This is a genomic window from Ruegeria sp. O6 (genome assembly GCF_056535045.1).
The window spans coordinates 61,271-86,277 of the sequence record NZ_JBQERM010000007.1; the positions used below are offsets into that span (position 1 = coordinate 61,271).

25 protein-coding genes are annotated in these 25,007 nt (G+C 57.6%); 14 read left to right on the forward strand and 11 right to left on the reverse strand.

Going from position 1 to position 25,007, the window contains the following annotated elements:
- Window positions 1-6: 6 nt before the first annotated feature.
- The 4 genes from mnmG to ACR0DY_RS11090 are packed head-to-tail and all read left to right on the forward strand — an operon-like array spanning window position 7 to window position 4,205.
- Window positions 7-1,875 carry a tRNA uridine-5-carboxymethylaminomethyl(34) synthesis enzyme MnmG gene (gene mnmG, locus ACR0DY_RS11075; protein WP_480538388.1) on the forward strand — a complete coding sequence of 623 codons (1,869 nt, stop codon included), beginning with the start codon at window positions 7-9 and terminating at the stop codon, window positions 1,873-1,875.
- A complete protein-coding gene (rsmG, locus tag ACR0DY_RS11080) occupies window positions 1,872-2,492 on the forward strand; it encodes a 16S rRNA (guanine(527)-N(7))-methyltransferase RsmG (protein WP_480538386.1) in 621 nt (206 codons plus the stop codon). The genes mnmG and rsmG overlap by 4 nt, the downstream gene beginning before the upstream one ends.
- Complete coding sequence (locus ACR0DY_RS11085) at window positions 2,485-3,288, forward strand: ParA family protein (RefSeq protein ID WP_209506882.1); 804 nt, start codon at window positions 2,485-2,487, stop codon at window positions 3,286-3,288. The genes rsmG and ACR0DY_RS11085 overlap by 8 nt, the downstream gene beginning before the upstream one ends.
- 20 nt (window positions 3,289-3,308) lie before the next feature.
- Window positions 3,309-4,205 carry a ParB/RepB/Spo0J family partition protein gene (locus ACR0DY_RS11090; RefSeq protein WP_480898276.1) on the forward strand — a complete coding sequence of 299 codons (897 nt, stop codon included), beginning with the start codon at window positions 3,309-3,311 and terminating at the stop codon, window positions 4,203-4,205.
- Here ACR0DY_RS11090 and ACR0DY_RS11095 read toward each other — a convergent pair.
- The 4 genes from ACR0DY_RS11095 to rph are packed head-to-tail and all read right to left on the reverse strand — an operon-like array spanning window position 4,195 to window position 7,019.
- The gene (locus ACR0DY_RS11095) at window positions 4,195-4,548 is read right to left on the reverse strand and encodes a YbaN family protein (RefSeq protein WP_480482526.1); all 354 of its coding nucleotides are present in this window, start codon (window positions 4,546-4,548) and stop codon (window positions 4,195-4,197) included. The genes ACR0DY_RS11090 and ACR0DY_RS11095 overlap by 11 nt on opposite strands.
- Before the next feature lie 2 nt (window positions 4,549-4,550).
- The gene (gene hemW / locus ACR0DY_RS11100) at window positions 4,551-5,705 is read right to left on the reverse strand and encodes a radical SAM family heme chaperone HemW (RefSeq protein ID WP_480898277.1); all 1,155 of its coding nucleotides are present in this window, start codon (window positions 5,703-5,705) and stop codon (window positions 4,551-4,553) included.
- Complete coding sequence (gene rdgB, locus ACR0DY_RS11105; RefSeq protein ID WP_480898280.1) at window positions 5,695-6,309, reverse strand: RdgB/HAM1 family non-canonical purine NTP pyrophosphatase; 615 nt, start codon at window positions 6,307-6,309, stop codon at window positions 5,695-5,697. Before rdgB ends, hemW begins: the two co-directional genes overlap by 11 nt.
- A complete protein-coding gene (rph, locus tag ACR0DY_RS11110) occupies window positions 6,306-7,019 on the reverse strand; it encodes a ribonuclease PH (protein ID WP_267363729.1) in 714 nt (237 codons plus the stop codon). The genes rdgB and rph overlap by 4 nt, the downstream gene beginning before the upstream one ends.
- Before the next feature lie 112 nt (window positions 7,020-7,131).
- Here rph and hrcA point away from each other — a divergent pair, with 112 nt between their 5' ends.
- Together hrcA and ACR0DY_RS11120 are read left to right on the forward strand one after the other, a co-directional pair.
- Complete coding sequence (gene hrcA / locus ACR0DY_RS11115) at window positions 7,132-8,196, forward strand: heat-inducible transcriptional repressor HrcA (RefSeq protein WP_480482520.1); 1,065 nt, start codon at window positions 7,132-7,134, stop codon at window positions 8,194-8,196.
- Between the two features lie 10 nt (window positions 8,197-8,206).
- Entirely contained in the window at window positions 8,207-8,770 is a 564-nt protein-coding gene (locus ACR0DY_RS11120) for a nucleotide exchange factor GrpE (protein WP_480482518.1), read from the forward strand.
- 56 nt (window positions 8,771-8,826) lie between these two features.
- Here the strand turns inward: ACR0DY_RS11120 and mutS are convergent, their stop codons facing one another.
- Entirely contained in the window at window positions 8,827-11,442 is a 2,616-nt protein-coding gene (gene mutS, locus ACR0DY_RS11125; RefSeq protein ID WP_480546098.1) for a DNA mismatch repair protein MutS, read from the reverse strand.
- A gap of 161 nt (window positions 11,443-11,603) precedes the next feature.
- Between mutS and ACR0DY_RS11130 the strand changes: the two genes are divergently transcribed.
- Both ACR0DY_RS11130 and ACR0DY_RS11135 read left to right on the forward strand, forming a co-directional pair.
- Complete coding sequence (locus ACR0DY_RS11130; RefSeq protein WP_267363735.1) at window positions 11,604-13,859, forward strand: NADP-dependent malic enzyme; 2,256 nt, start codon at window positions 11,604-11,606, stop codon at window positions 13,857-13,859.
- Window positions 13,860-13,862: 3 nt separating this feature from the next.
- Window positions 13,863-14,735 (forward strand): ribokinase, encoded by an 873-nt coding sequence (locus ACR0DY_RS11135; RefSeq protein ID WP_480898283.1) that lies wholly within the window; start codon window positions 13,863-13,865, stop codon window positions 14,733-14,735.
- Here ACR0DY_RS11135 and msrA read toward each other — a convergent pair.
- The 4 genes from msrA to ACR0DY_RS11155 form a co-directional block, all read right to left on the reverse strand.
- Window positions 14,732-15,403 (reverse strand): peptide-methionine (S)-S-oxide reductase MsrA, encoded by a 672-nt coding sequence (gene msrA, locus ACR0DY_RS11140; protein ID WP_480482516.1) that lies wholly within the window; start codon window positions 15,401-15,403, stop codon window positions 14,732-14,734. The genes ACR0DY_RS11135 and msrA overlap by 4 nt on opposite strands.
- A gap of 255 nt (window positions 15,404-15,658) precedes the next feature.
- A complete protein-coding gene (locus ACR0DY_RS11145) occupies window positions 15,659-15,940 on the reverse strand; it encodes an SCP2 sterol-binding domain-containing protein (RefSeq protein WP_480482514.1) in 282 nt (93 codons plus the stop codon).
- Window positions 15,941-16,019: 79 nt separating this feature from the next.
- Complete coding sequence (locus ACR0DY_RS11150) at window positions 16,020-16,424, reverse strand: DUF1810 domain-containing protein (RefSeq protein WP_480482895.1); 405 nt, start codon at window positions 16,422-16,424, stop codon at window positions 16,020-16,022.
- A 32-nt stretch (window positions 16,425-16,456) separates the two neighbouring features.
- Window positions 16,457-17,683 (reverse strand): argininosuccinate synthase, encoded by a 1,227-nt coding sequence (locus ACR0DY_RS11155; protein ID WP_480482512.1) that lies wholly within the window; start codon window positions 17,681-17,683, stop codon window positions 16,457-16,459.
- A gap of 142 nt (window positions 17,684-17,825) precedes the next feature.
- Between ACR0DY_RS11155 and ACR0DY_RS11160 the strand changes: the two genes are divergently transcribed.
- Window positions 17,826-18,587 carry a hypothetical protein gene (locus tag ACR0DY_RS11160; RefSeq protein ID WP_480482510.1) on the forward strand — a complete coding sequence of 254 codons (762 nt, stop codon included), beginning with the start codon at window positions 17,826-17,828 and terminating at the stop codon, window positions 18,585-18,587.
- 58 nt (window positions 18,588-18,645) lie between these two features.
- The gene (gene ilvA, locus ACR0DY_RS11165; protein ID WP_480482508.1) at window positions 18,646-19,872 is read left to right on the forward strand and encodes a threonine ammonia-lyase IlvA; all 1,227 of its coding nucleotides are present in this window, start codon (window positions 18,646-18,648) and stop codon (window positions 19,870-19,872) included.
- Here the strand turns inward: ilvA and ACR0DY_RS11170 are convergent.
- The gene (locus tag ACR0DY_RS11170; protein ID WP_480546073.1) at window positions 19,869-20,198 is read right to left on the reverse strand and encodes an Hpt domain-containing protein; all 330 of its coding nucleotides are present in this window, start codon (window positions 20,196-20,198) and stop codon (window positions 19,869-19,871) included. The two genes, ilvA and ACR0DY_RS11170, sit on opposite strands and share 4 nt — an antisense overlap.
- 162 nt (window positions 20,199-20,360) lie before the next feature.
- Between ACR0DY_RS11170 and ACR0DY_RS11175 the strand changes: the two genes are divergently transcribed.
- Entirely contained in the window at window positions 20,361-21,635 is a 1,275-nt protein-coding gene (locus ACR0DY_RS11175) for a PP2C family protein-serine/threonine phosphatase (protein ID WP_480474377.1), read from the forward strand.
- Here the strand turns inward: ACR0DY_RS11175 and ACR0DY_RS11180 are convergent.
- A complete protein-coding gene (locus tag ACR0DY_RS11180) occupies window positions 21,632-22,075 on the reverse strand; it encodes an NUDIX hydrolase (protein ID WP_267363745.1) in 444 nt (147 codons plus the stop codon). The genes ACR0DY_RS11175 and ACR0DY_RS11180 overlap by 4 nt on opposite strands.
- Before the next feature lie 76 nt (window positions 22,076-22,151).
- Between ACR0DY_RS11180 and hslO the strand changes: the two genes are divergently transcribed.
- From hslO to ACR0DY_RS11195, 3 genes are read left to right on the forward strand one after another with little or no spacing between them, the layout of a single operon-like run.
- Window positions 22,152-23,138: an Hsp33 family molecular chaperone HslO gene (hslO, locus tag ACR0DY_RS11185; RefSeq protein ID WP_480482504.1), complete on the forward strand. Its 987-nt coding sequence runs from the start codon at window positions 22,152-22,154 to the stop codon at window positions 23,136-23,138.
- Window positions 23,131-23,727, forward strand: coding sequence for a CoA pyrophosphatase (locus ACR0DY_RS11190; RefSeq protein WP_480482502.1), 597 nt, complete (start codon window positions 23,131-23,133; stop codon window positions 23,725-23,727). Before hslO ends, ACR0DY_RS11190 begins: the two co-directional genes overlap by 8 nt.
- Window positions 23,724-24,878 (forward strand): CCA tRNA nucleotidyltransferase, encoded by a 1,155-nt coding sequence (locus ACR0DY_RS11195; RefSeq protein WP_480546072.1) that lies wholly within the window; start codon window positions 23,724-23,726, stop codon window positions 24,876-24,878. Before ACR0DY_RS11190 ends, ACR0DY_RS11195 begins: the two co-directional genes overlap by 4 nt.
- Window positions 24,879-25,007 lie beyond the last annotated feature (129 nt).

Here is a 25,007-nt window from a genome sequence, read left to right on the forward strand (position 1 = left end):
TTTCACGTGAAACATTCAAACTTTGATGTCATCGTGGTTGGGGCTGGTCATGCCGGTACGGAGGCTGCGCACGCCGCTGCCAGGATGGGTGCGAAAACCGCTTTGGTGACATTATCCGCGACCGATATCGGAGTCATGTCCTGCAATCCGGCCATCGGCGGGTTGGGGAAGGGACATCTGGTACGAGAGATTGACGCGCTAGATGGTGTAATGGGCCGTGTCGCTGACCAGGCTGGTATCCAGTTCCGACTGCTGAACCGGCGAAAAGGTCCGGCTGTTCAGGGTCCCAGAACGCAGGCTGATCGCGCCTTGTACCGGGCGGCGATGCAAAACGAAATCAGCAATCAGGAAAACCTATCCGTTATCGTTGGGGAGGTTGTAGATTTTCTGATGGACGGACACCGTGTCGCCGGTGTCGTCCTCGGAGATGGGTCGGAAGTGTACGCCAAAGCCGTTGTTCTGACCTCCGGAACCTTCCTGCGCGGCGTCATCCATATCGGCGACGTGTCACGGGCTGGTGGGCGAATGGGAGATCGCCCGTCAATAAAACTGGCCGAGAGGTTGGATAGCTATAACCTTCCGCTGGGACGCTTGAAAACCGGCACACCGCCGCGTCTGGATGGGCGTACGATCGACTGGTCGGGTTTGGAAAAACAAGACGGGGATGAGGACCCAACCTTGTTTTCTTTCCTGTCAACATCGGTTGTCGCGCCTCAGATTTCCTGCGGTATTACACACACCAATGCAAAGACGCATGAGATCATCGAAGCAAACCTCTCAAAATCGGCGATGTATGGCGGCCATATCGACGGCATAGGTCCAAGATATTGCCCTTCGATCGAAGACAAGATTGTGCGCTTTGCAGATAAGGACTCGCATCAGGTTTTCCTTGAGCCCGAAGGCGTTAATGACCACACGATTTATCCCAACGGTATTTCAACGTCACTGCCTCAGGACGTGCAGTTGGAATATGTTCGGTCGATCAAAGGGCTTGAAAAGGCAAATATTCTGCAACCGGGCTATGCGATTGAATATGATTATGTGGACCCTCGTATCTTAACCGCGTCCTTGTCGCTACCCGACGTTCCGGGACTATATCTGGCAGGGCAGATCAACGGAACCACAGGATATGAGGAAGCCGCAGCACAAGGGATGGTCGCCGGCCTCAATGCGGCGCTGGATGTACTGGGCCGCGAACCGGTCATTTTCACCAGATCAGACAGCTATATCGGCGTGATGATAGACGACCTGACGACCCGTGGTGTGGCTGAGCCGTATCGAATGTTTACCTCCAGGGCTGAATTCCGTCTGTCTTTGCGGGCAGACAATGCCGATCAACGGTTGACACCGATTGGGTTGGAACTTGGTTGTGTCGGAGAGAAGCGACAGGCACATTTTGAAAAGAAAATGAGCCAGCTTGATGCCGCGAAATCCAAGTTGACCGCACGCACATACACACCCAAGGAAGTTCTTTCGGCTGGGATCAACGTCAACCAGGATGGAAACCGCCGAGATGGAATGGCGATTCTGGCATTTCCGGATACATCCTTCGAGGATATGTTCCGTCTGATACCTGATCTACAAGATGTTGACGTGGCGATCCGGCTTCAAATCGAACGCGACGCGCTTTACGCAAACTATATCGATCGGCAAAAGCGCGATGTTGAGGCCATGAAGCGGGATGAATCCTATGTTATCCCACGTGGGTTTGACTACTTTGGCTTGGATGGGCTGTCTTCTGAGATGAAGCAAAAACTGTCGCAGGCCAAGCCGTCGAACATAGCGCAAGCAAGCCGTGTCGAAGGTGTTACTCCGGCTGCCTTGACCCTTGTCCTGGCGAAATTGCGCCGCGATCAACGAGCACGCCAGGCATGACGGTCGATTATTCCAAGTTTGATGGCTTGAATGTTTCACGTGAAACATTTGAGCGTCTGAAAACCTATGTTGATCTGGTGAACCGCTGGAACCCCAGGATAAATCTTGTTTCGCGCAATAGCCTGGAATTCATTTGGGATCGGCATATTCTGGATTCTGTCCAGGTTTTTCGATGCGCTGAAACGTTTGACACCTGGGTGGACCTTGGCAGTGGCGGCGGGTTCCCCGGAATGGTGTGCGCCATTATTGCGGCCGAGGAAGTTCCGGCCGCCAGTTTCTCTCTTGTGGAAAGCGACCAGCGAAAATCGGCATTTCTGCGTAACGTTGCCCGTGAATGTGGCGTGTCGTGTAAAGTGATTTCCAAGCGGATTGAGGTGGTTGAACCCCTGGGTGCAAACATCGTTTCGGCGCGCGCGCTGGCGGATTTGCGTACATTGTTATCGTTTTGTGACAGACATTTAGGTGAAAACGGGACCGCGCTGTTGCCCAAAGGTGCAAACTGGAAAAAAGAGCTGGAAGAAGCGCGCGGGGAATGGAATTTCGATGCTGAGGCCATTACAAGTTTAACTGAACCTCAGGCCGTTATCCTTAAGATCAAAGGAGTATCACGTGGTTGATCTGTCTCGACCGTCCGGACCCCGGATAATTGCGGTTGCCAATCAGAAGGGCGGAGTAGGGAAAACAACCACAGCGATCAACCTGGCGGCAGGACTGGCCGAAGCTGGTTGCAGGGTGTTAGTGGTTGACCTCGATCCACAAGGGAACGCATCCACCGGATTAGGGGTCGAAGATCGGGATTGGACCACTTATGACCTCATTCTGGACGACGCGCCTTTGGAGGCAGTGGTTCAAGAGACGGAGATCGAGAACCTTTTGGTTGTCCCTGCAACGGTCGACCTGAGCTCGGCGGATATCGAGCTGATTTCCAACGAAAAACGCAGTTATCTTTTGCATGATGCGCTGCGTCAGACGGCGGTGGACGCGTTTGAGCTGGATTTCATCCTGATAGATTGCCCGCCGTCACTGAACCTCTTGACGGTAAACGCGATGGTTGCCGCCCATTCTGTCCTAGTACCGCTGCAAAGTGAGTTCTTTGCGCTGGAGGGTCTTTCGCAATTGATGCTGACAATTCGGGAGGTCCGGCAAACCGCGAATCCAGACCTGAGAATCGAAGGTGTTGTGTTAACTATGTATGACAACCGCAACAACTTGTCCCGCCAGGTCGAAAAGGATGCGCGTGACAATTTGGGCGAGATGGTTTTTAAAACAAAGATACCCAGGAATGTGCGGGTCAGCGAGGCGCCATCCTATGCGCTGCCGGTATTGCAGTATGACTCGGGATCACTTGGTGCGATGGCGTATCGGCATCTGGCCCGTGAGATCATGCATAAGAACAACAAGACCGCAGCATGAGCGGTGGAGAGGAGGCCGACATGAGCACCAGGAAAGCGAAATCCAGAGGGTTGGGCCGCGGATTATCCGCACTCATGGCGGACGTTAATCCAGAGGCGGGCAACCGAGTACCATCTGACGTGCGCAGACCTGATCTGAAGGTTCCGATTGAAAAGCTGAAGGCAAACCCAAATCAGCCGCGACGCACATTTCAGCCCGAACAATTGGATGAGCTTGCCGCGTCGGTTCGGGAAAAAGGTATCATCCAACCCTTGATCGTACGTCCAACAGGGGTTGGAGAATACGAAATCGTCGCTGGTGAACGCCGGTGGCGGGCTGCTCAGATGGCGCAGCTGCACGAGATCCCTGTGATTGTGCGCGAATTCGATGATACCGAGGTACTGGAAGTTGCGATCATCGAAAACATCCAGCGCGCTGATCTGAACGCAGTGGAAGAGGCCGCCGGATACAGGCAGTTGATGGATCGCTTTGGCCACACGCAGGAAAAGCTTGCTGAGGCTTTGGGGAAAAGCCGCAGCCATATTGCGAACCTGTTGCGGCTTTTGTCTCTGCCAATTGACATGCAAACTCTTGTAATTGAAGGGAAATTATCGGCTGGTCATGCGCGGGCGCTGATTACGGCGGAAAATCCCTCGGAATTGGCAAAACTGATCGTCAAGGATGGTTTGTCTGTGCGCGCGACCGAGGCGCTGGTCAAGAAACAGCAGCAGGGCGACACTGCACGACCTGCTCCCAGATCCAGGAATCTGGATGCCGGAAAAGATGCTGATACACGCGCGCTGGAAAAAGACCTGTCTGCGATTCTGGCAATGAAAGTATCAATCAACCACAAGGCGGGAACGGAATCCGGTCAGGTTGTTCTGACATATGAAAACCTGGATCAGCTTGACGATCTTTGTGCAAAGCTCAGCCGTTAGGGCGCGTCCAGATAAATATCAGGACGCCGCCCAGAACAATGACCTGAAGGATCAGCACGAAGGGCGGAACGGATAAGAGCAAAGACACTCCTAAAACAGCGGCGACCGACAGGGTTGCTGCCTTTTTTGCGGCCGGGCGTATTGCGCCCGAACTCTGCCAATCCAGTATCATTGGCCCGAAAATCCGGTGCGACAGAAGCCAGTTGTGCAACCGTGAAGAGGATCGCGCAAAGAAAAACGCTGCCAGCAACAAAAACGGGACCGTTGGAAGAAGAGGCAGAACAACCCCAATCGCGGCCATCGCAACGCAAAGCAATCCCAGCCCCGCCCAAAGATACTGCATATCTAGCCCATCAATTCCCGGATTACAGCATTCAGCACGGCGCGCCCCGCTGGTGTTGCTCTGAGTCTGTTGTTATCACGTTCAATCATATTAATGCCGACCAGATGGTCCACGGTTTCGTCTGGAAGTGGACGGCCCGACAGGGCCTCCCACCTATCTACATCTAGTCCTTCTGAATTCCTCATGCCCATCATAAGGTATTCGCTCGCCTGATCTTCAAGCGAAAGGACATAGCGTTTCTTTTCTCCGTCACCCTTCGCGGCGGCGTCAAGCCAACGCTGCGGGTTCAGATGGGTTTCGGTCGCGTGTCTTTCACCACCCACCGTTATTCGCCCATGAGCACCGGGACCAATGCCGACATAATCTCCGTAACACCAATAGACCAGATTGTGCTGCGACTCTGCGCCGGGGCGGGCATGGTTGGACACCTCATAGGCGGGCAGGCCGTGTTTCTCGCAAATCTCTTGTGTTGCAAGGTACATGTCGGCCGCACTGTCATCTTCGGGCAAGCCGCGCAGCTTTCCGACAGCATAACGATCGCCAAAAGCCGTGCCTTCTTCGATTGTCAGCTGATACAGCGACAGGTGATCCACGGCCATGGACAAAGCTTCGTTCAACTCGGCCCGCCAGGCGTCCAACGCTTGGTGTTGCCTGGCATAGATCAGGTCAAAGCTCACCCGTTCAAAACAATCACGGGCGATGTCAAAGGCAGCGCGGGCCTCGGCCACAGTGTGAATCCGCCCCAAGCGGCGCAGGTCTTCGTCGTTGAGCGCCTGCACGCCCATCGAGATCCGGTTGACGCCTGCGTCACGATAGGCCGCGAACCGGCCGGCCTCGACCGATCCGGGATTAGCCTCCAGCGTGATTTCCATGGTGTTGGAAGGGCGCCAGAGCGCACGGGCCTCACCGATCACGGCAGCAACGGTTTCCGGGTCCATCAGCGACGGGGTTCCACCGCCGAAAAAGATCGTGTTCAGCACCCGATCCGGGGTTTCGACGGCCGAGCGCCGCAATTCGCTCAGATAGGCGTTAAGCCATTGTTTTTGATCGATAGTTTTGGAAACATGGCTGTTGAAGTCGCAATAGGGGCATTTGGCCTCGCAAAAGGGCCAATGCACGTACAGGCCAAAGCCCCCGTTGCGCCAATCATCCGCCAAAGCAGCCTTTCACGAACTTCTCAACCGCGCGTCCGCGATGGCTGATCTTGTTCTTTTCCCAGCGATCCATCTCGGCAAAGGTAATGTCGTATCCTTCGGGAACAAACATCGGGTCATAGCCGAATCCACCTTCGCCGCGGATGGGCCAGACCAAATGACCGGGGGCAATGCCTTCAAACACTTCATCATGCCCATCAGGCCAGGCCAGCACCAGCGTGCTGCGGAATTGCGCTGTGCGGGGATGGGGGGCGTTCTTTGCCTCAAGCTCAGTATGGGCGCGGGTCATCGCCATCAGGAAGTCGCGCCCATTGGCGGTTTCGGCCCAATCCGCGGTATAAACACCCGGCGCGCCGTCCAGCGCGTCGATGGTGATTCCGGAATCGTCTGACAGGGCAGGCAGTCCGGTGGCCTTTGCGGCGGCGTGGGCCTTGATCCGGGCGTTGCCGACAAAGGTGTCCTCGGTCTCTTCCGGTTCGGGCAGGTCCATGTCCGCCGCACCCACAACCGTCACGCTGAAAGGTTCGAGGAGATGCGCCATCTCCTCAAGCTTGCCTTTGTTGTGGGTCGCGACCAGAAGCCTGTCGCTGTCAAACTTACGGGTCATGCGGTGGCGGCTTTCTGGGCTGCGGCCAGCTCGGCAACGCCTTTTTCCGCCAAATCCACCAGCTGATCCATCTGGGCGCGGCTGAAAACAGAACCTTCGGCGCTCATCTGGACCTCGATCAGTTTGCCTGATCCGGTCATGATAAAGTTGCCGTCGACACCGGCCTCGCTGTCTTCCGGATAGTCAAGGTCCAGCACAGGCTGGCCCGCATAGATCCCGCAGGACACGGCGGCGACCGGATCAACCAGCGGATCTGAAATCACGTCACCTGCTTTCATCAGTTTGTTGACGGCCAGTCGCAGCGCAACCCAGCCGCCGGTGATCGAGGCACAGCGGGTGCCGCCATCGGCCTGGATCACATCGCAATCAACGGTGATCTGACGTTCGCCCAGTGCAACCCGGTCGACGCCGGCGCGCAGGGCGCGACCAATCAGGCGCTGGATTTCCACCGTACGCCCGCCTTGCTTGCCCGAGGCCGCTTCACGCCGCATCCGAGTATTGGTGGCGCGGGGCAGCATACCGTATTCGGCGGTGACCCAGCCTAGCCCCGAACCCTTGATGAAAGGGGGTACGCGATCTTCGATCGTAGCGGTACACAGAACATGTGTATCGCCCATTTTGATCAGGCAGGAACCTTCGGCATGTTTGGTGAACCCCGTTTCAATTGAAACGGCGCGCATTTCACTTAAGTCTCTTCCAGAGGGTCGCATGGGAAATCCTTTGTTTGCTGGGTTGGGGATACCGCCCCGCAGCGTTACGATGCAACCCCGATTGACCTTTCATTTGCCTGCTATTTAATGATGAACCAGCAGGGGAAAACGCATGAGTGAAGCGAGCAAAATTCTGGACGAGATGAACGACCGGTCGCGCGAGGTGTTCCGGTTGATCGTTGAAAGTTATCTGGAAAGCGGAGAGCCGGTTGGAAGCCGCACCCTGACGCGTACCCTGTCTGAAAAAGTCAGTGCCGCAACCGTGCGCAACGTGATGCAGGACCTTGAGTTTCTGGGTCTTCTGGACAGCCCGCATATCAGCGCGGGTCGGGTACCGACGCAGCAAGGACTGCGTATGTTCGTGGACGGTTTGCTTGAGGTTGGCGATCTGGGCGTCGACGACAAGCAAAAACTGGAAGAGACTTTAGGCTCTAACACGGGTGATGTTGGCGGAATGCTGGATCGGGTCGGGTCAGCTCTGTCACACGTAACACAAGGTGCGTCGCTGGTTCTGACGCCAAAGCATGAAGCCGAAATCAAACATATCGAGTTTGTCTCGTTAGGGCATGACAGGGCTTTGGTGGTGCTGGTTTTTTCTGACGGCCATGTTGAAAACCGCCTGTTCACACCGCCGCCCGGCCAGACGCCCAGTTCGATGCGCGAGGCTGCGAATTTTCTGAATGCGCTGATCGAGGGGCGCACGCTCAGTGAAGTGCGCCGTCAGATGCAGAAACAGATTCAGGCGCGCAAGCAGGAAATAGATGCGCTGGCGCGCGAGCTGGTGGAAAGTGGGCTGGCGGCCTGGGACGGAGACGGAGCCGACTCGGCCCGTTTGATCGTGCGGGGGCGGGCGAATCTGTTGAACGAACCCGGTCAGGCCGGAGAATTGGAGCGTATTCGCAGCCTGTTTGATGATTTGGAGCGCAAGCGCGACATCGCTGATTTCCTCGAATTGACGGAAGGCGGCGAGGGTGTGCGCATTTTTATTGGGTCTGAGAACAAACTTTTCTCACTTTCGGGTTCCTCTTTGGTGGTGTCTCCATATATGAACGCTGATCGAAAGATAATCGGTGCGGTCGGGGTCATCGGACCCACGCGTCTGAATTATGGACGGATCGTGCCGATCGTGGATTATACGGCGCAACTGGTCGGCAAGCTGATATCCGACCGGAGCTAGAGGGTAAGAGATGGCAGAGCCCAAGAACGAAGATTTTCTGGACGATATCATGGCGGCAGAAGCGGAAGAGCTGGCCGAGGAGTTTACTGAGATCAGTGACGAGGCGTTGGAGCTGGACGAGCTGCGCGCTGAGCGGGATGAGTATAAAGACAAATTCATGCGCGCGCTTGCCGACGCCGAGAACGCGCGCAAACGCGGTGACAAGGCGCGCCGCGATGCCGAGCAGTATGGCGGTTCCAAGCTGGCCCGCGATATGCTGCCTGTTTACGACAACATGAAGCGCGCGCTTGAGGCCGCGACCGACGAGCAGAAAGAGGTTGCCGCCGGACTGCTGGAAGGCGTCGAACTGACCATGCGTGCCCTGAAGGATGTGTTCCAGAAACACGGGATCGAAGTGATTACACCCCAGGTTGGCGACCGGTTTGATCCGAATGTGCACGAAGCAATGTTCGAGGCCCCGGTCCCGGGCACGCGGGCAGGGGACATCATCCAGGTGTCCGCCGAAGGTTTCATGCTGCACGACCGACTGTTGCGTCCGGCTCAGGTCGGGGTCTCTTCAACGCCAGCAAGCTGATTGGCTTTTCAAAGCCAAGCCTTCGGCGAGAGTATTTTTGAAAAGATGAAGGGCGGTCAGGATCTGGCCGCCTCTTTCAATTTGTAGATCAGATCCAGCGCCTCGCGCGGGGTCAGTTCGTCGGGCAGGACACCCTCCAGCATCTCGGTCACTGGCGAGGTTTTCGGTGCGGGCGGGGGTGGCGGCGCGGCTGCCGAGAACAGCGGCAGGTCGTCAATCAGCGCCTTTTGCTTGCCGCCTTCGCGTTCGGTTTTTTCAAGCTGGTCCAGAACCACCCGGGCACGTTCGACGACAGAAGCGGGTAAACCGGCCAGCTGCGCAACCTGCACCCCATAAGACCGATCAGCCGCGCCCTTGTGAACCTCGTGCAGGAAGATGACTTCGCCATCCCACTCTTTGACCGCTACGGTGGCGTTATCGACACCTTCGAGTTTGCCAGCCAAAGCCGTAAGCTCATGATAATGCGTGGCAAACAATGCGCGACATTTGTTGGCCGCGTGCAGGTGTTCCAATGTGGCCCAGGCGATGGACAGGCCATCATAGGTGGCGGTGCCACGACCGATTTCGTCCAGAATGACCAGAGCGCGGTCATCGGCCTGATTCAGGATGGCGGCGGTTTCGACCATTTCGACCATGAAGGTCGACCGCCCCCGCGCCAGATCGTCCGAGGCTCCGACGCGGCTGAACAGCTGACTGACGACGCCAATATGCGCCTCTTCGGCCGGAACATAGCTGCCCATTTGGGCAAGCAGTGCGATCAGGGCGTTCTGGCGCAGAAAGGTTGACTTACCGGCCATGTTCGGACCCGTCAGTAACCATATCGCCGCGCCGTTTTCGACGGTCAGATCGCAATTATTGGAAATGAATGCATCGCCGCTTTGCTGCCGGCGGGCGTGTTCCACAACCGGGTGTCGACCGCCCTGCACATTGAATGAGCGAGAGGCATCAACCCTTGGACGGCACCAGTTTTCACCCCGCGCAAGATCAGCCAGAGCGGTCGTCAGGTCCAGTTCCGCAAGCCCGCGGGCGGCTTGATTCAATCGGGAAGCGAGGTCCAAAATAGCGCCAGAGAGCCTTTGATAGAGCCGCTTTTCGATCTCCAGCGCCAGATTTCCGGCGTTCAGGATACGCGTTTCGATCTCTGACAGTTCGACGGTTGTAAACCGCACCTGATTGGCTGTCGTCTGGCGATGGATATAGGTTTCGCTAAAGGGTGTGTTCAGCATCTTTTCGGCATGGGTGGCCGTGGTTTCGATGAAGTAGCCCAGCACGTTGTTGTGCTTGATTTTCAGCGAGGTGATGCCGGTGTGTTCGACGTAATTTCGTTGAAACCCGGCGATGACGGACCGGCCTTCGTCGCGCAAGGTGCGGGCCTCGTCCAGTTCAGCGTCAAAACCTGGCGCGATAAAGCCTCCGTCGCGGGTCAGAAGCGGGGGCTCGGCCACCAACGCCTCGTCCAGCAAGGTCAGCAAGTCATCGAAACCAACAAGGTTCTGAAGCGCGGTTGCCAGCAACACCGGTAAATCCTGACCGGTGCAGATTTCGGCAATCGTGGCCGCCTGGGTCAGGCCATTGCGAATGGCTGTCAGGTCACGAGGCCCGCCGCGTTCTAATGACAAACGCGACAGGGCGCGGTCCAGATCCGGGGTTTTGCGCAAGGCTTCGCGCAGATCAGACGCGATCAGGCTGTCACCAGCGGCGAAACTGACTGCGTCAAGCCGGGCATGGATCACATCCAGATTTCGAGAAGGGCTTGAAAGCCGCTGTTCCAGCAATCGCGCGCCACCGGGGGTAACGGTCCGGTCAACGACAGAAAGAAGCGATCCTGCGCGTCCGCCGGACAGCGAGCGGGTCAGTTCCAGATTGCGGCGCGTTGCAGCGTCGATCTGAACGACCCGATCCTCAGATTCTTTCAGCGGCGTTTGCAGCAGGGGCAGTTTGCCCTTTTGCGTAATCTCCAGATAGTCGATCAGCGCGCCCATCGCGGACACTTCGGCGCGGCCGAAATTGCCGAACGCGTCCAAGGCACCCACGTGAAACAGCCCGCAGATGCGCTTTTCCGCCGCCGTGCTGTCGAAACTGGCGCGCCCGACCGGCGTCAGTGAAATCCCCAGATCAAGCAGCGATTCGTTCAGCTTTTCCTGCGTTCCATCGGCCACGATCAGTTCGGAGGGCGCAAGCCGGGCAAGCTCGGGGCTGAGCCGGACCGAGGTCAGGGGCATCACGTGAAACGCGCCCGTTGATATATCCGCCCAGGCAAGCGCGGCCTCGTCCCGGACCTCGGCATAGGCAGCCAGAAAGTTGTGTCGGCGCGCCTCAAGCAACGCATCCTCGGTCAGTGTTCCGGGCGTGACGAGTCGCACGACATCACGTTTTACGACCGATTTAGAGCCTCTTTTCTTTGCTTCAGCCGGGCTTTCCAACTGTTCGCAGACCGCAACGCGAAAGCCCTTGCGGATCAGGGTCAGAAGGTACCCTTCGGCTGAATGCACCGGCACGCCGCACATCGGGATGTCTTCGTCATTGTGCTTGCCGCGCTTGGTCAGGGCGATGTCCAACGCCTCGGCAGCGTTGACGGCATCCTCGAAAAACATCTCATAGAAATCACCCATGCGATAAAACAGCAGGGCATCCGGGTGGGCCTCTTTGATTTCGAGGTATTGCGCCATCATTGGCGTGACTGTGGACAAAAGCGGCCCCCTTTTGGCGTATTCCGGGCGCGACCTTACAAATCCCGCATCTTCTGTAAAAGCCGAAAACTCATTCTCGTTGAGGCGGGCGTTCTCCTGCGCTATGAGGCGTCAGCCCTGAAGTCATGGAAACGACATTTAAGATGCCCAAAGCGAAGATCACCAAAGAAGAGGCATTGGCCTTTCACCTGGACCCCACCCCCGGCAAGTGGGAGGTGCAGGCCACCGTCCCCATGACAACGCAGCGAGATCTGTCGCTGGCCTACAGCCCGGGTGTGGCCGTTCCCTGCGAGGCTATCGCGGAAAACCCGGAAACGGCCTATGATTATACCAACAAGGGCAACCTGGTGGCCGTAATCTCGAACGGGACGGCGGTGTTGGGCCTTGGTAACCTCGGCGCGCTGGGCTCGAAACCGGTGATGGAAGGCAAATCGGTCCTGTTCAAACGGTTCGCCGATGTGAACTCGATCGATATCGAGCTGGACACCGAAGACCCGGATGAATTCTGCCGCGCGGTGCGTCTGATGGGGCCAACCTTTGGCGGCATCAATCTGGAAGACATCAAGGCGCCCGAGTGTTTCATCATCGAACAGCGACTGAAGGAAGAGATGGACATCCCCGTCTTTCACGATGACCAGCACGGCACGGCCGTGATCTGTGCGGCGGGCCTGCTGAACGCGCTGCATATCTCGGGCAAGAAGATCGAGGACGTGAAAATCGTTCTGAATGGCGCAGGTGCCGCGGGGATTGCCTGTATCGAACTGCTCAAGGCAATGGGCGCGCGGCATGAAAACTGCATTGTCTGCGATACCAAGGGCGTGATCTATCAGGGCCGGACAGAGGGCATGAACCAGTGGAAATCGGCCCACGCGATCACAACCGACTTGCGCACATTGGAAGACGCGATGAAGGGGGCGGATGTGTTCCTGGGCGTTTCGGTGAAAGGCGCGGTCACGCAGGATATGGTCGCCAGCATGGCCGACAATCCTGTCATCTTTGCAATGGCCAATCCCGACCCCGAGATCACTCCGGAAGAAGCGCACGAGGTTCGCGTGGATGCGATCGTTGCCACCGGGCGCAGCGATTATCCAAACCAGGTGAATAACGTTCTGGGCTTCCCCTACCTGTTCCGCGGTGCGTTGGACATTCACGCCCGCGCCATTAATGATGAGATGAAGATCGCCTGTGCCCACGCACTTGCCAATCTGGCGCGCGAGGATGTGCCGGATGAGGTCGCCATGGCCTATGGCAAGTCGCTGACCTTTGGGCGGGACTATATCATTCCCACCCCATTCGACCCGCGTTTGATCCATCGCATCCCACCGGCCGTTGCAAGGGCGGGGATGGACACCGGTGCCGCGCGCCGTCCGATCATCGATATGGACGCGTATGAGCTGAGCCTGAAATCCCGGATGGACCCGACCGCCAGTATCCTGCGCGGTTTGAACGCCCGTGCGCGTCAGGCGCAAAGCCGCATGATTTTCGCCGAAGGCGACGATCCCCGGGTATTGCGCGCTGCGGTCATGTATCAGCGGTCAGGTTTTGGTAAGGCGCTTGTGGTGGGTCGGCCAGACGATGTTAAGACCAAACTGGAAGCCACGGGCCTGGGCGACGCTGTGCGTGAAATCGAGGTCGTGAATGCCGCCAATACCACGCATCTCGAAACCTATTCGAACTTCCTGTATCAGCGCCTGCAGCGTAAGGGGTTTGACCGCAAAGACATTCACCGTTTGGCTGCACGGGACCGCCATGTGTTTTCTTCGCTGATGCTGGCCCACGGGCATGGTGATGGTCTGGTCACTGGCGCAACCCGCAAGTCCGCGCATGTGCTCGACCGGATCAACCATGTGTTTGATGCAGATGCGGCCAACGGTGCTGCCGGTGTGACAGCTTTGCTGCATAAGGGCCGGATTGTCCTGATTGGCGACACTTTGGTACATGAATGGCCCGACGAAAACGATCTGGCGAATATTGCCGAGCGTTCGGCCGCAGTTGCCCGGCATATGGGGCTGGAGCCGCGCGTGGCTTTTGTCAGCTTCTCGACCTTTGGCTATCCGGTGTCAGAACGTGCTGAAAAGATGCACCGTGCCCCGGCTGTTCTGGATCGGCGCGGCGTCGACTTTGAATACGAGGGTGAAATGACGGTGGACGTCGCCCTGAACATCGAACAGCAAGCGGCCTATCCGTTCTCGCGCCTGACCGGTCCGGCGAATATCCTGATCGTTCCGGCCCGGCATTCGGCATCAATCTCGACCAAGCTGATGCAGGAAATGGGTGGAGCGACCGTGATCGGCCCGATCCTGTCAGGCATCGACAAGCCGATCCAGATCTGCTCGACCGTCTCGACCGCGAACGATATTCTGAACATGGCCATTCTGGCCTCTTGCGACATCGGATAAATCATGACGATCTGGAATCTCGGCTCGATCAACGCGGATATGGTCTATGACCTGCCGCATCTGCCTGCGCCGGGGGAAACTCTGGCTGCCCGTAGGCTGGATCGGTTCCTGGGCGGCAAGGGGGCCAACATGTCGGTGGCCGCGGCGCGTGCGGGATCACGCGTCAGCCATATAGGTGCCGTGGGGCCCGATGGGCGCTGGGCCAAGGATCGACTGACAGAATATGGTGTGGATACACGCCATATCTCTAAGGTGGATGTTCCCACAGGCCACGCCATCATTGCGGTGGATGCCGAGGGTGAGAACCTGATTATCCTGTATCCCGGGGCCAATCACGCATTGGAACCCGCCCATCTGGGGCAGGCGCTGGCCTCGGCAAACACCGGTGATCTGCTGATCTTGCAGAATGAAACCAATGCCCAGGTCGAAGCGGCGCAGCTGGGGCGCAAGCTTGGCCTGACCGTCTGTTATGCCGCGGCCCCGTTTCAGGCTCAGGCCGTTCAGGGCGTTCTGCCTTATCTGGATTTCCTGATCCTGAATGAGGTGGAGGCTGAACAGCTGCGCCAGGAAACCGGTCTGAGCATCGCCGATCTGCCCGTTCGGCATGTCATCGTTACCCTCGGCTCAAAAGGTGCGAGGTACTTGCAGCAGGGCAACGATCCGGTCGAGTTTCCCGCGCATAAGGTGCGGGCGGTGGATACCACAGGGGCAGGCGACACCTTCACCGGCTACGTGCTGGCAGGCATGGATCGCGGAATGCCAATGGAACAGGCCATATTGCAGGCAAACCGCGCCGCAGCCCTGATGGTCATGCGGCACGGAACGGCGGATGTCATTCCCGATCTGAAAGAAGTACGTGACGCATCCTTTGACTAGGAGCCTGCAAATGGCGCATCCCCACCCCAAAGCTGCTTGACGCGCGCGTCACGACCACAGGCTTTGCGATACGCCTTGTAGGCGTTGTGCTGGCGCTTTGGTCCAAAACGGGTAAGGACCAGTTTGTTGCCTTTGTAATAATCCTGATGATACGCCTCGGCGGGGTAAAAGGGTCCTGCGCTAAGAACCGGGGTGACAATGGTCTGCCCCAGCGCTTGCTGCGCGTCTGCTTTGGCTTGTTCTGCCAACACCTTTTCGCCTTTGTTAGAGACGAATATTGCAGTTCGATAGCTGTCGCCCCGGTCGCAGAACTGGCCACCTGCGTCTGTCGGGTCAACCGACCGGAAAAACATGTTCAGAAGTGACGCGCGAGAGACGCGCGCCGGATCGAACGTGATCTGAACCGCCTCGTAGTGTCCGGTTCCCCCTTTTGAAACCTGATCATATGTCGGGTCCGCAGATGTGCCGCCGGTGTACCCTGACACCGCCCCGATTACGCCGGGCACGGATTCGAAATCGGATTCCACGCACCAGAAACACCCGCCAGCCACCGTCAGCGTTTCGGTTCCTGCAGCCGGGGCGGGCAGCGCGCGCAACAGTGCAGCCAATGCAATCAGTGTAAACAGAAGGGCTGGTCTGACGGTTTCAAAATAAGCAGTCCGCATCATGTCAGGTCTCCTTTTAAGATGAGATTGACGCGGGTTCGACCCCCTTGCAATTGCCTGTCATGCAATGTCACGCGCTGGTGAGACTAGTTTATCGTCTGCGATCACGCGTAAACGGCCCACTTGAAAGGCGGACGAAACCACCGTTCATTTGCGACGGATCATGCGCGATAGGTATCCCGATGGGGAACGGCGGTACACCGCGGGCGGGACCGCCGGTCTGGCTGGCCTGGGACAAAGGCCAGCTTTGCAGTAAACTCAGCCCAGCAGTTGCCCCAGCTTCATCGCAACACCCATATTGCCCGAGATCTTGAGCTTGCCCAAAGCAACGCCGGTCATCGGGTTCAGCTTTCCGGTCAACAGCTTGGTCAGGTTCTCCTGCGAGATGCGGATTGTGCAATCCGTGTCCCGATCCTGCGTCGTTGCCTGATTGTCCGCCAGAACAATCACACCGTCCGCGCCGCAATCGAATTTGAGCGAACCGTCAAAGCTTTTGCCGTTCAGCCCTTTTTGAATTCCATCGGCGATGTCCTGAAGCATTCGGGGTCCTTTCACGGTTTCCGAATGCGTAATGCGTCAGGTGCCGAACAGGCAAGGCTGACCCAACTGGAACTTCTGATCACGATGCGCCGAGAATCTGAACCGTCCGGTCACAAGGCTTACCGCCATAGAAGGCGTCCAGAACAGCACGAAACTCGGGCGGAGCATCTGCCACAGATGAAAACAATGTCATCGAAGACCGCAGCTTTTTCGCGTCAATTCCGCCCAGAATGTCGCGGGCATCGCGCCCCGTGTGCAGCAGCATCAGCGAGGCCGTCTGCCTAAGCCGGTCGCGCAGTTCCGGGTGGTTCAGATAGCGTGTCGCCTCGTCCAGATCTTCAATGCCGTAGAGCTGTGCCATATGGGATTGGCCTAGCTCGGCCAGTTGCGGAAACACGAACCACATCCAGTGGCTGGTTTTCTGCCCCTGTTCAAGTTCGCGCAGGACATCGGCCCAAACCGTGTCCTGCGCCTCGATGAACATATCGAGCTCGTCGTCGGTATCGTCTTCGTCGATCACTTGGACAGGCGCTTGTTGCGCGCAGCCAGCAGTTTCAGACGCAGCGCATTCAGCTGGATAAAGCCTGCCGCATCTTTCTGATCGTACGCACCTGCATCCTCTTCGAAGGTCACATGTGCCTCAGAATACAGCGAATGATCCGACCAGCGGCCCACGGTCGAGGCCAGACCTTTGTACAGTTTCACACGAACGGTGCCGGTAACATGCTCTTGCGATCTGTCGATGGCGGCTTGCAGCATCTCGCGCTCGGGGCTGTACCAGAAACCGTTATAGATGAGTTCCGCATATTGCGGCATCAGCTGGTCTTTCAGGTGCATCGCGCCGCGGTCCATGGTGATGGATTCAATGCCACGATGCGCTTCCAGCAGGATGGTGCCGCCGGGTGTCTCGTAGATACCGCGCGACTTCATGCCCACGAACCGGCCTTCGACCAGGTCCAGACGGCCAATACCGTGCTTGCCGCCATATTCGTTCAGCTTGGTCAGAATCGTGGCCGGGCTCATCGCCTCACCGTTGATGCTGACCGCGTCGCCTTTTTCAAAGCCGATCTCGATGAACTCAGGCTCATTCGGGGCGTCTTCGGGGTGGACGGTGCGCTGGTAGACATAGTCGGGCGCCATATCGGCGGGGTCTTCCAGAACCTTGCCCTCGGATGAGGTGTGCAGCAGGTTTGCATCAACCGAGAACGGTGCCTCACCGCGTTTGTCCTTGGCAATCGGAATTTGGTTCTGCTCGGCGAATTCCAGCAGCTTGGTGCGGCTGGTCAGATCCCATTCGCGCCACGGTGCAATGACCTTGATGTCTGGGTTGAGCGCGTAAGCCGCCAGTTCGAACCGCACCTGATCGTTGCCCTTGCCGGTTGCGCCGTGGGCAACAGCATCAGCACCAGTGGCCTCGGCAATCTCAACCAGACGTTTCGAGATCAGCGGCCGTGCGATCGAGGTACCCAGCAGGTACAGCCCTTCATATTGCGCATTGGCACGGAACATCGGGAAGACGAAATCGCGGACAAACTCCTCGCGGATATCCTCGATATAGATGTTCTCGGGCTTGATCCCCAGCAATTCGGCCTTTTGGCGTGCGGGCTCCAGTTCCTCGCCCTGACCCAGATCGGCGGTGAAGGTCACGACCTCACAGCCATACTCGGTCTGCAGCCATTTCAGAATGATCGAGGTATCAAGGCCACCGGAATAGGCCAGAACAACTTTCTTGGGCGCGGACATCTGACTTCCCTTTATGCGTAGAACGATTGGCCCCTAGCGGGTTTTGGACGCGGGGGCAAGTTGGTGCGCGTTGACGAAGGCCGGGAAATGAGGTGAAACGGAGGGAAAGAGAACAAGGATTGGTTGAGAGGGCAGTTTTAGGATGCTGGGCTACAAGATTTTTAGGCATGCGGTATTAATGCTTTTGGACAACATATCAGTCGCGTTGAGATTAAGCTTTTTTCCGTTTCTTGTTTTAGGCACCGCATTCTATTTTTTGACTATTTTTCAGACGGAAAGTTTGCCGGAGACCGATAAACTCTCTCCGATGTTGGGCGTGTCTCTAGCTGGCTTTGTACTCGCAGTCCTCTATTTGATCGTACTGGTTTGGGTGGCCGTAGGCTGGCATCGTTACGTACTTCAGAACGTTGAACCACATCTCGCGTGGCCAGTATGGGACGGAGACCGTATGTGGGCCTATGGCGGCGCATTTCTTCGGATTATCCCATTGAGCATTCTACTGAGTCTTGTCGCTGTTTTTATTTTTCTGGTACCTGCAGCCGTTTTTTATGATGGCGGGGTGTCAACTGATGACGGCACCTTTCTTGGTTTTTTGCTTGGTGTCGTCATTTCGTACATTTCGTTTAGGCTTTCGCTCGTGTTACCGGCTGCGGCAGTTGGGGAATTTATGAAAGTTCCAGATTCGTGGCGCAAAACCAAAGAGTTCTCTAAGCCGATTTTTGTTGCCGCACTTTGTGTTGGAGTTCTTACAGCAATACCGAATTTGTTGCTACATACACCTCTGGCCCCAATCATAGGCAGCTTTGTCTATTTCCTAGTTGCGCAATGGTTTCTGCTCATGCTGGGCGTCAGCATCATGACGGCCCTTTACGGTTTTGTCGTCGAGAAGCGCGAACTACGCTGACGCCCGTACACATATGTATTCCTTGCCCTTATCACGCTGATGGGGCAGGGAGGCGGGCATGACCGACTTCATGACCCGCGCCCGCGCCGCCGAAGAGGCGATGCGCTCTGTCTTCCCGGCGACGCCGTTGCAGCGCAATGCCCACCTGTCCGACCGTTATGGGGCGGATATCTGGCTCAAGCGCGAAGACCTGAGCCCGGTGCGCTCCTACAAGATTCGCGGTGCCTTTAACGCCATGCGAAAGCAACAGGGGCAGGACCTGTTCGTCTGTGCCAGCGCGGGCAATCACGCGCAGGGCGTGGCCTATATGTGCCAGCATATGGGGGTCCGGGGCGTGATCTTCATGCCGGTCACGACGCCTCAGCAGAAGATCCAGAAAACGCGTATCTTTGGCGGGGACACCGTCGAGATTCATCTGATCGGTGACTATTTCGATGACACGCTTGCTGCCGCTCAGGCATGGTGCACGCAGCAGGGCGGATATTTCCTGTCACCTTTTGACGATGCCGATGTGATCGAAGGGCAAGCCTCGCTGGCGGTTGAAATCGAAAGGCAGATGGGCGGTGCGCCCGATCACGTTGTGCTTCCCGTGGGTGGAGGCGGCATGTCCGCCGGTGTCGCTACATGGTTCGGGGACCGCACCCATTGCCTGTTCGTCGAACCGGCCGGAGGGGCCTGTCTGCGCGCAGCCCTGGCGGCGGGGCATCCTGTTTCGCTGGATTATGTGGATACCTTTGTCGATGGCGCGGCGGTCGGGCGGATCGGTGAAAAGCCGTTCGAGTTGTTGAAATCACGCCACCTGTCGGACGTTCTGGTCCTGTCCGAGGATCGTATCTGCGCCACCATGATCGAGATGCTGAATGTCGAAGGCATCGTGCTGGAACCTGCGGGGGCGCTGGCGATCGAGGCAGTAGGTGATATCCAAAGCTTTGTGCGCGGAAAGACCGTGGTCTGCCTGACATCCGGCGGCAATTTCGATTTCGAACGCCTTCCCGAGGTCAAGGAACGTGCGCAGCGGTATTCCGGTGTGAAAAAGTACTTCATCCTGCGCCTGCCGCAGCGACCCGGCGCCCTGAAGGAATTCCTGAATATTCTCGGCCCCGAGGATGATATCGCGCGGTTCGAATACATGAAGAAATCGGCGCGCAATTTCGGTTCGGTTCTGATCGGGATCGAAACCCGCAAGCCCGAAAACTTCATGCGCCTGTTTGCCCATCTGGACGATGCCGGGTTCACCTATACCGACATCACCGAGGACGAGACGCTGGCACAGTTCGTGATCTAGTTCAGGTTCTCATTCAGCTCGGCTTCAAACATGGTTTTCGAGCTGTCGAAAGCAGCCAAAAGCGCTGGCAGATCAACCTCGGCCCCTTGCCCTGCCGCGGCCTGCCGTTCCCCATCCTGGCAGAGTTTCGAGAATTGATCGAACCCCAGGCTCAATGCGCTGCCTTTCAGGAAATGCAGGTTCTGCTCCAGCTCGGCCCGGTTGGTGTCGCGGCGCAGGCGGATGATCACGTCCTGCACTTCTTCCAGAAATATCTCTACCACCTCATCGAATTCCTCGGGGCCGACTTCATCCCGCAACTGCCTGACTCTGGCCCAGTGGATCATCCTATACACCAGCTAATGAATGGTCATGGTTCTGAATAGACGCGTCCGGTAAAAAGCAGGTTAACGGGGCCACGCTTCGGCAATCGTCACTCTTCACCGGATGTTAAATCAGTCGGCGATAGGGTCGCCATAAGTGACGAAACTCATCAGAGCTGAGGGTAAATGGTGCCGGGGGCGAGTCTTGAGGAAACCAGAACTGATCTGGATTTCGGCGCGATCCGCACGGTGCTGGTGGTGGATGACAGCCGCTTGCAACGGCGCATTCTGGTGGCCTCGCTCAGGAAATGGGGGTTCGAGGTGATCGAGGCCGATACAGGCCATGCCGCTTTGGCGCTTTGTGTCGATAATCCGCCCGATCTTGTGCTGAGCGACTGGGTCATGCCGGGGATGAGCGGCCTTGAATTCTGCTGTGCCTTTCGGGCCTTGGAAACGGATCAATACAGCTATTTCATCCTTCTGACATCCAAAAGCGAAAAGCAGGAAGTCGCGCGCGGTCTGGATGCCGGGGCCGACGATTTTCTGATCAAGCCGCTTGAGGCGGACGAACTGCGCGCCCGGATTTCAGCTGGTGCGCGCATTCTGGACATGCAGCGCGAGCTCTCCCAGAAAAACCGCCTGATTGAATCCGCGCTCAAGGAACTCAGGCTTGCGCATGACGCGATCGACAAGGACCTGATGCAGGCGCGGAAAATTCAGGAATCGCTGGTTCCCGAACTGACCCGGACATTCGGCAAATCGCGGGTCAGTTTGTTGCTGAAACCTTGTGGTCATATCGGCGGTGATCTGGTGGGGATGTTCTCGCCCGGGGTGAACCGGCTTGGGTTCTACAGCATCGACGTATCCGGGCATGGTATCACCTCGGCCATGATGACGGCGCGATTGGGGGGATATCTGTCCAGCAAGCATTTCGATCAGAACGTCGCGATGGAGCGGAGGTTCGACAAGTTTTACGCACTTCTGCCACCAGAACATGTGGCTGAAACGCTCAATTCCCGGCTGATGGCCGATGAAGGTATCGAAGAGTATTTTACGATGGTCTACGCCATCGTCGACCTGCGCAACGGGCATCTGAAGATGGTGCAGGCCGGGCATCCGCATCCCCTGCTGCTGCGGCAGGGTGGCCGCGCTGAGTTTCTTGGTGACGGAGGCTTGCCCATAGGATTGATCGAAGATGCGAGCTTTCAACAAATCGAAACGCAGATGCAGCCCGGCGACAAGCTGCTTTTGTACTCGGACGGGTTTACCGAATGCCAACTGGCTGGTGGCGGTTTGTTGGACGAAGACGGTTTGCGTCAGATGGCCCAACAGAGCATCTCGGAAAGGGGCGGGTCAGAGTTTCTGGACGACATGTTCTGGCGTTTGACGCAAGTGATGTCACCCAAAGACGGCATCGGCGATGATGTCTCGGCCGTCTTTTTTGAATATAACGGACCTTAAAGCGACCCGAGATGCAATTCGGCAAAGTGCCGGTCACCGTCATTTCCCAGTAAACCGACGGCGTCAGCAGTTTCCATCCACAGCGCTTCGTGAAACGCCTCGGTCGGCGGGCCTATGCGTCGCACGGGGCGGGCGCGATAGATCAGGCAGACCTTCTCGGCCCACAGGTCGTATTCCGGCATATAGGTGAAGCGCCGAAAGGCACCAATCCGCCGGGGCGCCGCAATAAGCCACCCGGTTTCTTCAAAGACTTCGCGATGCAGGGCGGTAACGGGTGATTCGCCCGGATCAATACCCCCGCCGGGCAATTGCAGGTCGGGTCCGGGTTCTGTCTGGCAGGTCAGCAAAAGGTGACTTCTGCGGGGCAAAAGTGCGTAAACACCGACCCGTCGCGTGTATTTCCGCCCCGGCTCTGGGGTTTCACCGAACCGCCTGATCATGTATGGCCCCTTACAACCTAATCTGTTCGACCTATATGGTGCCGGTATGCCAACCTGTGGCGCGTAAGGAAACCCCATGTCTCTTGGAACGAAAATCGCGTGGGACGATACCGTCCTGCCCTTTCAACTCGATGTATCGGATATGCGTGGCCGTGTGGCTCGTCTGGATGGTGTGCTGGATGGCATCCTCAAGCAACATGACTACCCCGAACAGGTCGAGGCGCTGGTGGCCGAGATGGCCCTGCTGACCGCATTGATCGGGCAGACGGTTGCGCTGCGTTGGAAACTGTCGTTGCAGGTGCAATCCAAGGGGCCTGTGCGCATGATTGCGACCGACTATTACGCACCCAAGGCCGAAGGCCAGCCGGCGCAGATCCGGGCCTATGCCAGCTTTGACCGTGACCGGCTGACAGATGCGACACCCTTCGATCAGGTGGGTGAAGGGTATTTTGCCATCATGATAGATCAGGGCGAAGGCACACAGCCATATCAGGGCATCACTCCGCTGACCGGAGCCTCTCTCAGCGCCTGTGCCGAGGCCTATTTTGCACAGTCCGAGCAGCTGCCAACCCGGTTCTCGCTGAGCTTTGGCAAATCGACCGAGCCCGGCGTGGATGAACATTGGCGTGCCGGCGGCATCATGTTGCAGCATATGCCCAAAGCTTCGCCATTTGCCGCCTCGGGTGAGGGCAATGGCGAGATCCTGACCGCCAGCGATCTGGTCGACGGCGAAGAGGGCGAGAACTGGGGCCGGGTCAATATCCTGCTGGACACAGTCGAGGATCTTGAGCTGATCGGTCCTTCGATTGCGCCGACTGATTTGTTGGTCCGGTTGTTCCACGAAGAACAGCCACGGGTCTTTGATGCGCAGTCCGTGCAGTTTGGCTGCACCTGTTCCGAAGACCGGGTACGGCAGAGCCTGTCGATCTATTCGGCAAAAGACCTCGAAAAGATGACGACGCCCGAAGGTCAGGTCACCGCCGATTGCCAGTTCTGCGGCGCACACTATGTGCTTGACCCGTCAACGGTTGGCTTTGAAGCCGAAGACCGCAAGGGTGCTTGACCCGATTGAACAGATCCGGACGGCACTGCGCCGTCCCGGTCACGGGTCCAGCGATTTTGACCTGAACCCGGACACTGTCCTGCCGCCCGGGCGCCGCCTGCGCCCGGCGGGGGTTCTGGTTGCAATCTCGCTTGCAGATGACACCCCTCGGGTGATTCTGACGAAACGGTCCTCGGCCCTCAAACACCATCCGGGTCAGATCGCGTTTCCCGGTGGCAAACAGGATGAAGGGGATGCGGATGTCACGGCAACGGCCCTGCGCGAAGCACAGGAAGAGATCGGCCTTCCCGCGGACCTTCCCGAAATTCTGGGTTACCTGCCGACGCATGAAACTGTCACTTCATTCACGGTCACACCCGTGGTGGCCGTTCTTCGAAAGGGATTTCAACCTGTTCCGGAACCCGGCGAAGTCGACGAAGTTTTTTCGACCCCCCTTGCGCATCTCTTGAATCCCAAGAATTATCTGGTGGAATCGCGCCGTTGGCGCGGACAAAAACGCAGATATTACACAGTTCCGTACGGCCCTTATTACATATGGGGTGCGACGGCCCGCATATTGCGCGGGCTTGCAGCGCGGGTGAATGAATGATGCAGATTGAGGAGCTTTGGGTCAGCGAACCGGCGACCCAAAAGGTATGCGCCGCCCTGACCTCATCCGGGGCGCAGGCGCTTTTTGTGGGTGGGTGCGTGCGCAATGCGCTGCTGGGCGCGCCGGTGTCGGATATCGACATTGCCACTGATGCCCGGCCTGAACAGGTTGTCGAGATGGCGCAGGCTGCCGGCCTCAAGGCCATCCCCACCGGTATCGACCATGGCACGATTACAGTGGTCAGCGCCGGTATCCCGCACGAGATCACCACTTTCCGGCGTGACGTCGAAACCGATGGTCGCCGCGCTGTCATCGCCTTTTCCGATCACGTCGAAGAAGATGCTGCGCGGCGCGATTTTACCATGAATGCACTTTATGCAAGGCCCGATGGCACTGTGTTAGACCCGCTTGGCGGGCTTCCCGACCTTCGGGCCCGGCGGGTGCGGTTCATCGGTGAAGCAGAGGACCGCATTCGCGAAGACTATCTGCGGTCACTGCGCTATTTCCGGTTTCACGCATGGTATGGCGACCCGGATGCCGGTTTCGACCCGGACGCGCTGGCTGCCATTGGTGCCAATCTTGACGGGCTGACCTCGTTGTCGCGGGAACGCGTCGGGGCGGAACTGCTGAAACTGCTGGGCGCGCCTGATCCGGCCCCGGCCATTGCGACGATGCGCAGCACGGGCGTATTGGCAAAGTTGCTGCCGGGCGCGGATGACCGGTCACTGGCACCTCTGGTCGCTTTGGAACATGCGGCAGGTGCCGAACCGAACCCCGTGCGCCGTCTGGCGGCCATCGCGACACCCGATGACGCCGCAACCCTGCGCCTGAGCCGTTCGCAACTGCAACGCCTTACCGGAATGCGGAGCGAAGCGCAGTCAACCACCAGCGTGGCTGAACTGGGCTATCGGTATGGTGACGAAGGCGGGTTGAACAAAACCCTTCTGCGGTGCGCGTTTTTCGAACAGCCCTGGTCCGAAAGCTTCAGACAGGACCTGCACGCAGGCGCAGCCGCGCGTTTCCCGATACAGGCCAAAGACCTGATCCCCGGGTTTACCGGCCCGGCGCTGGGCCAAAAGCTGGCCGAGCTTGAAAGCCGGTGGATCGCGTCGGGTTTTGCGCTGTCGCGCGAGGACTTGCTTGCAAGTTAATGTTTAGTCTCAAAAGGGGATGACAACTTTGGTCCATTGTGGTTAGGTGCGCCAGTCACATGGATGGAGGAATGCGAATGTATTACGGGATCTGGTTCGGCTAAAGCCGGGACACTTGCCCCGTAAAGG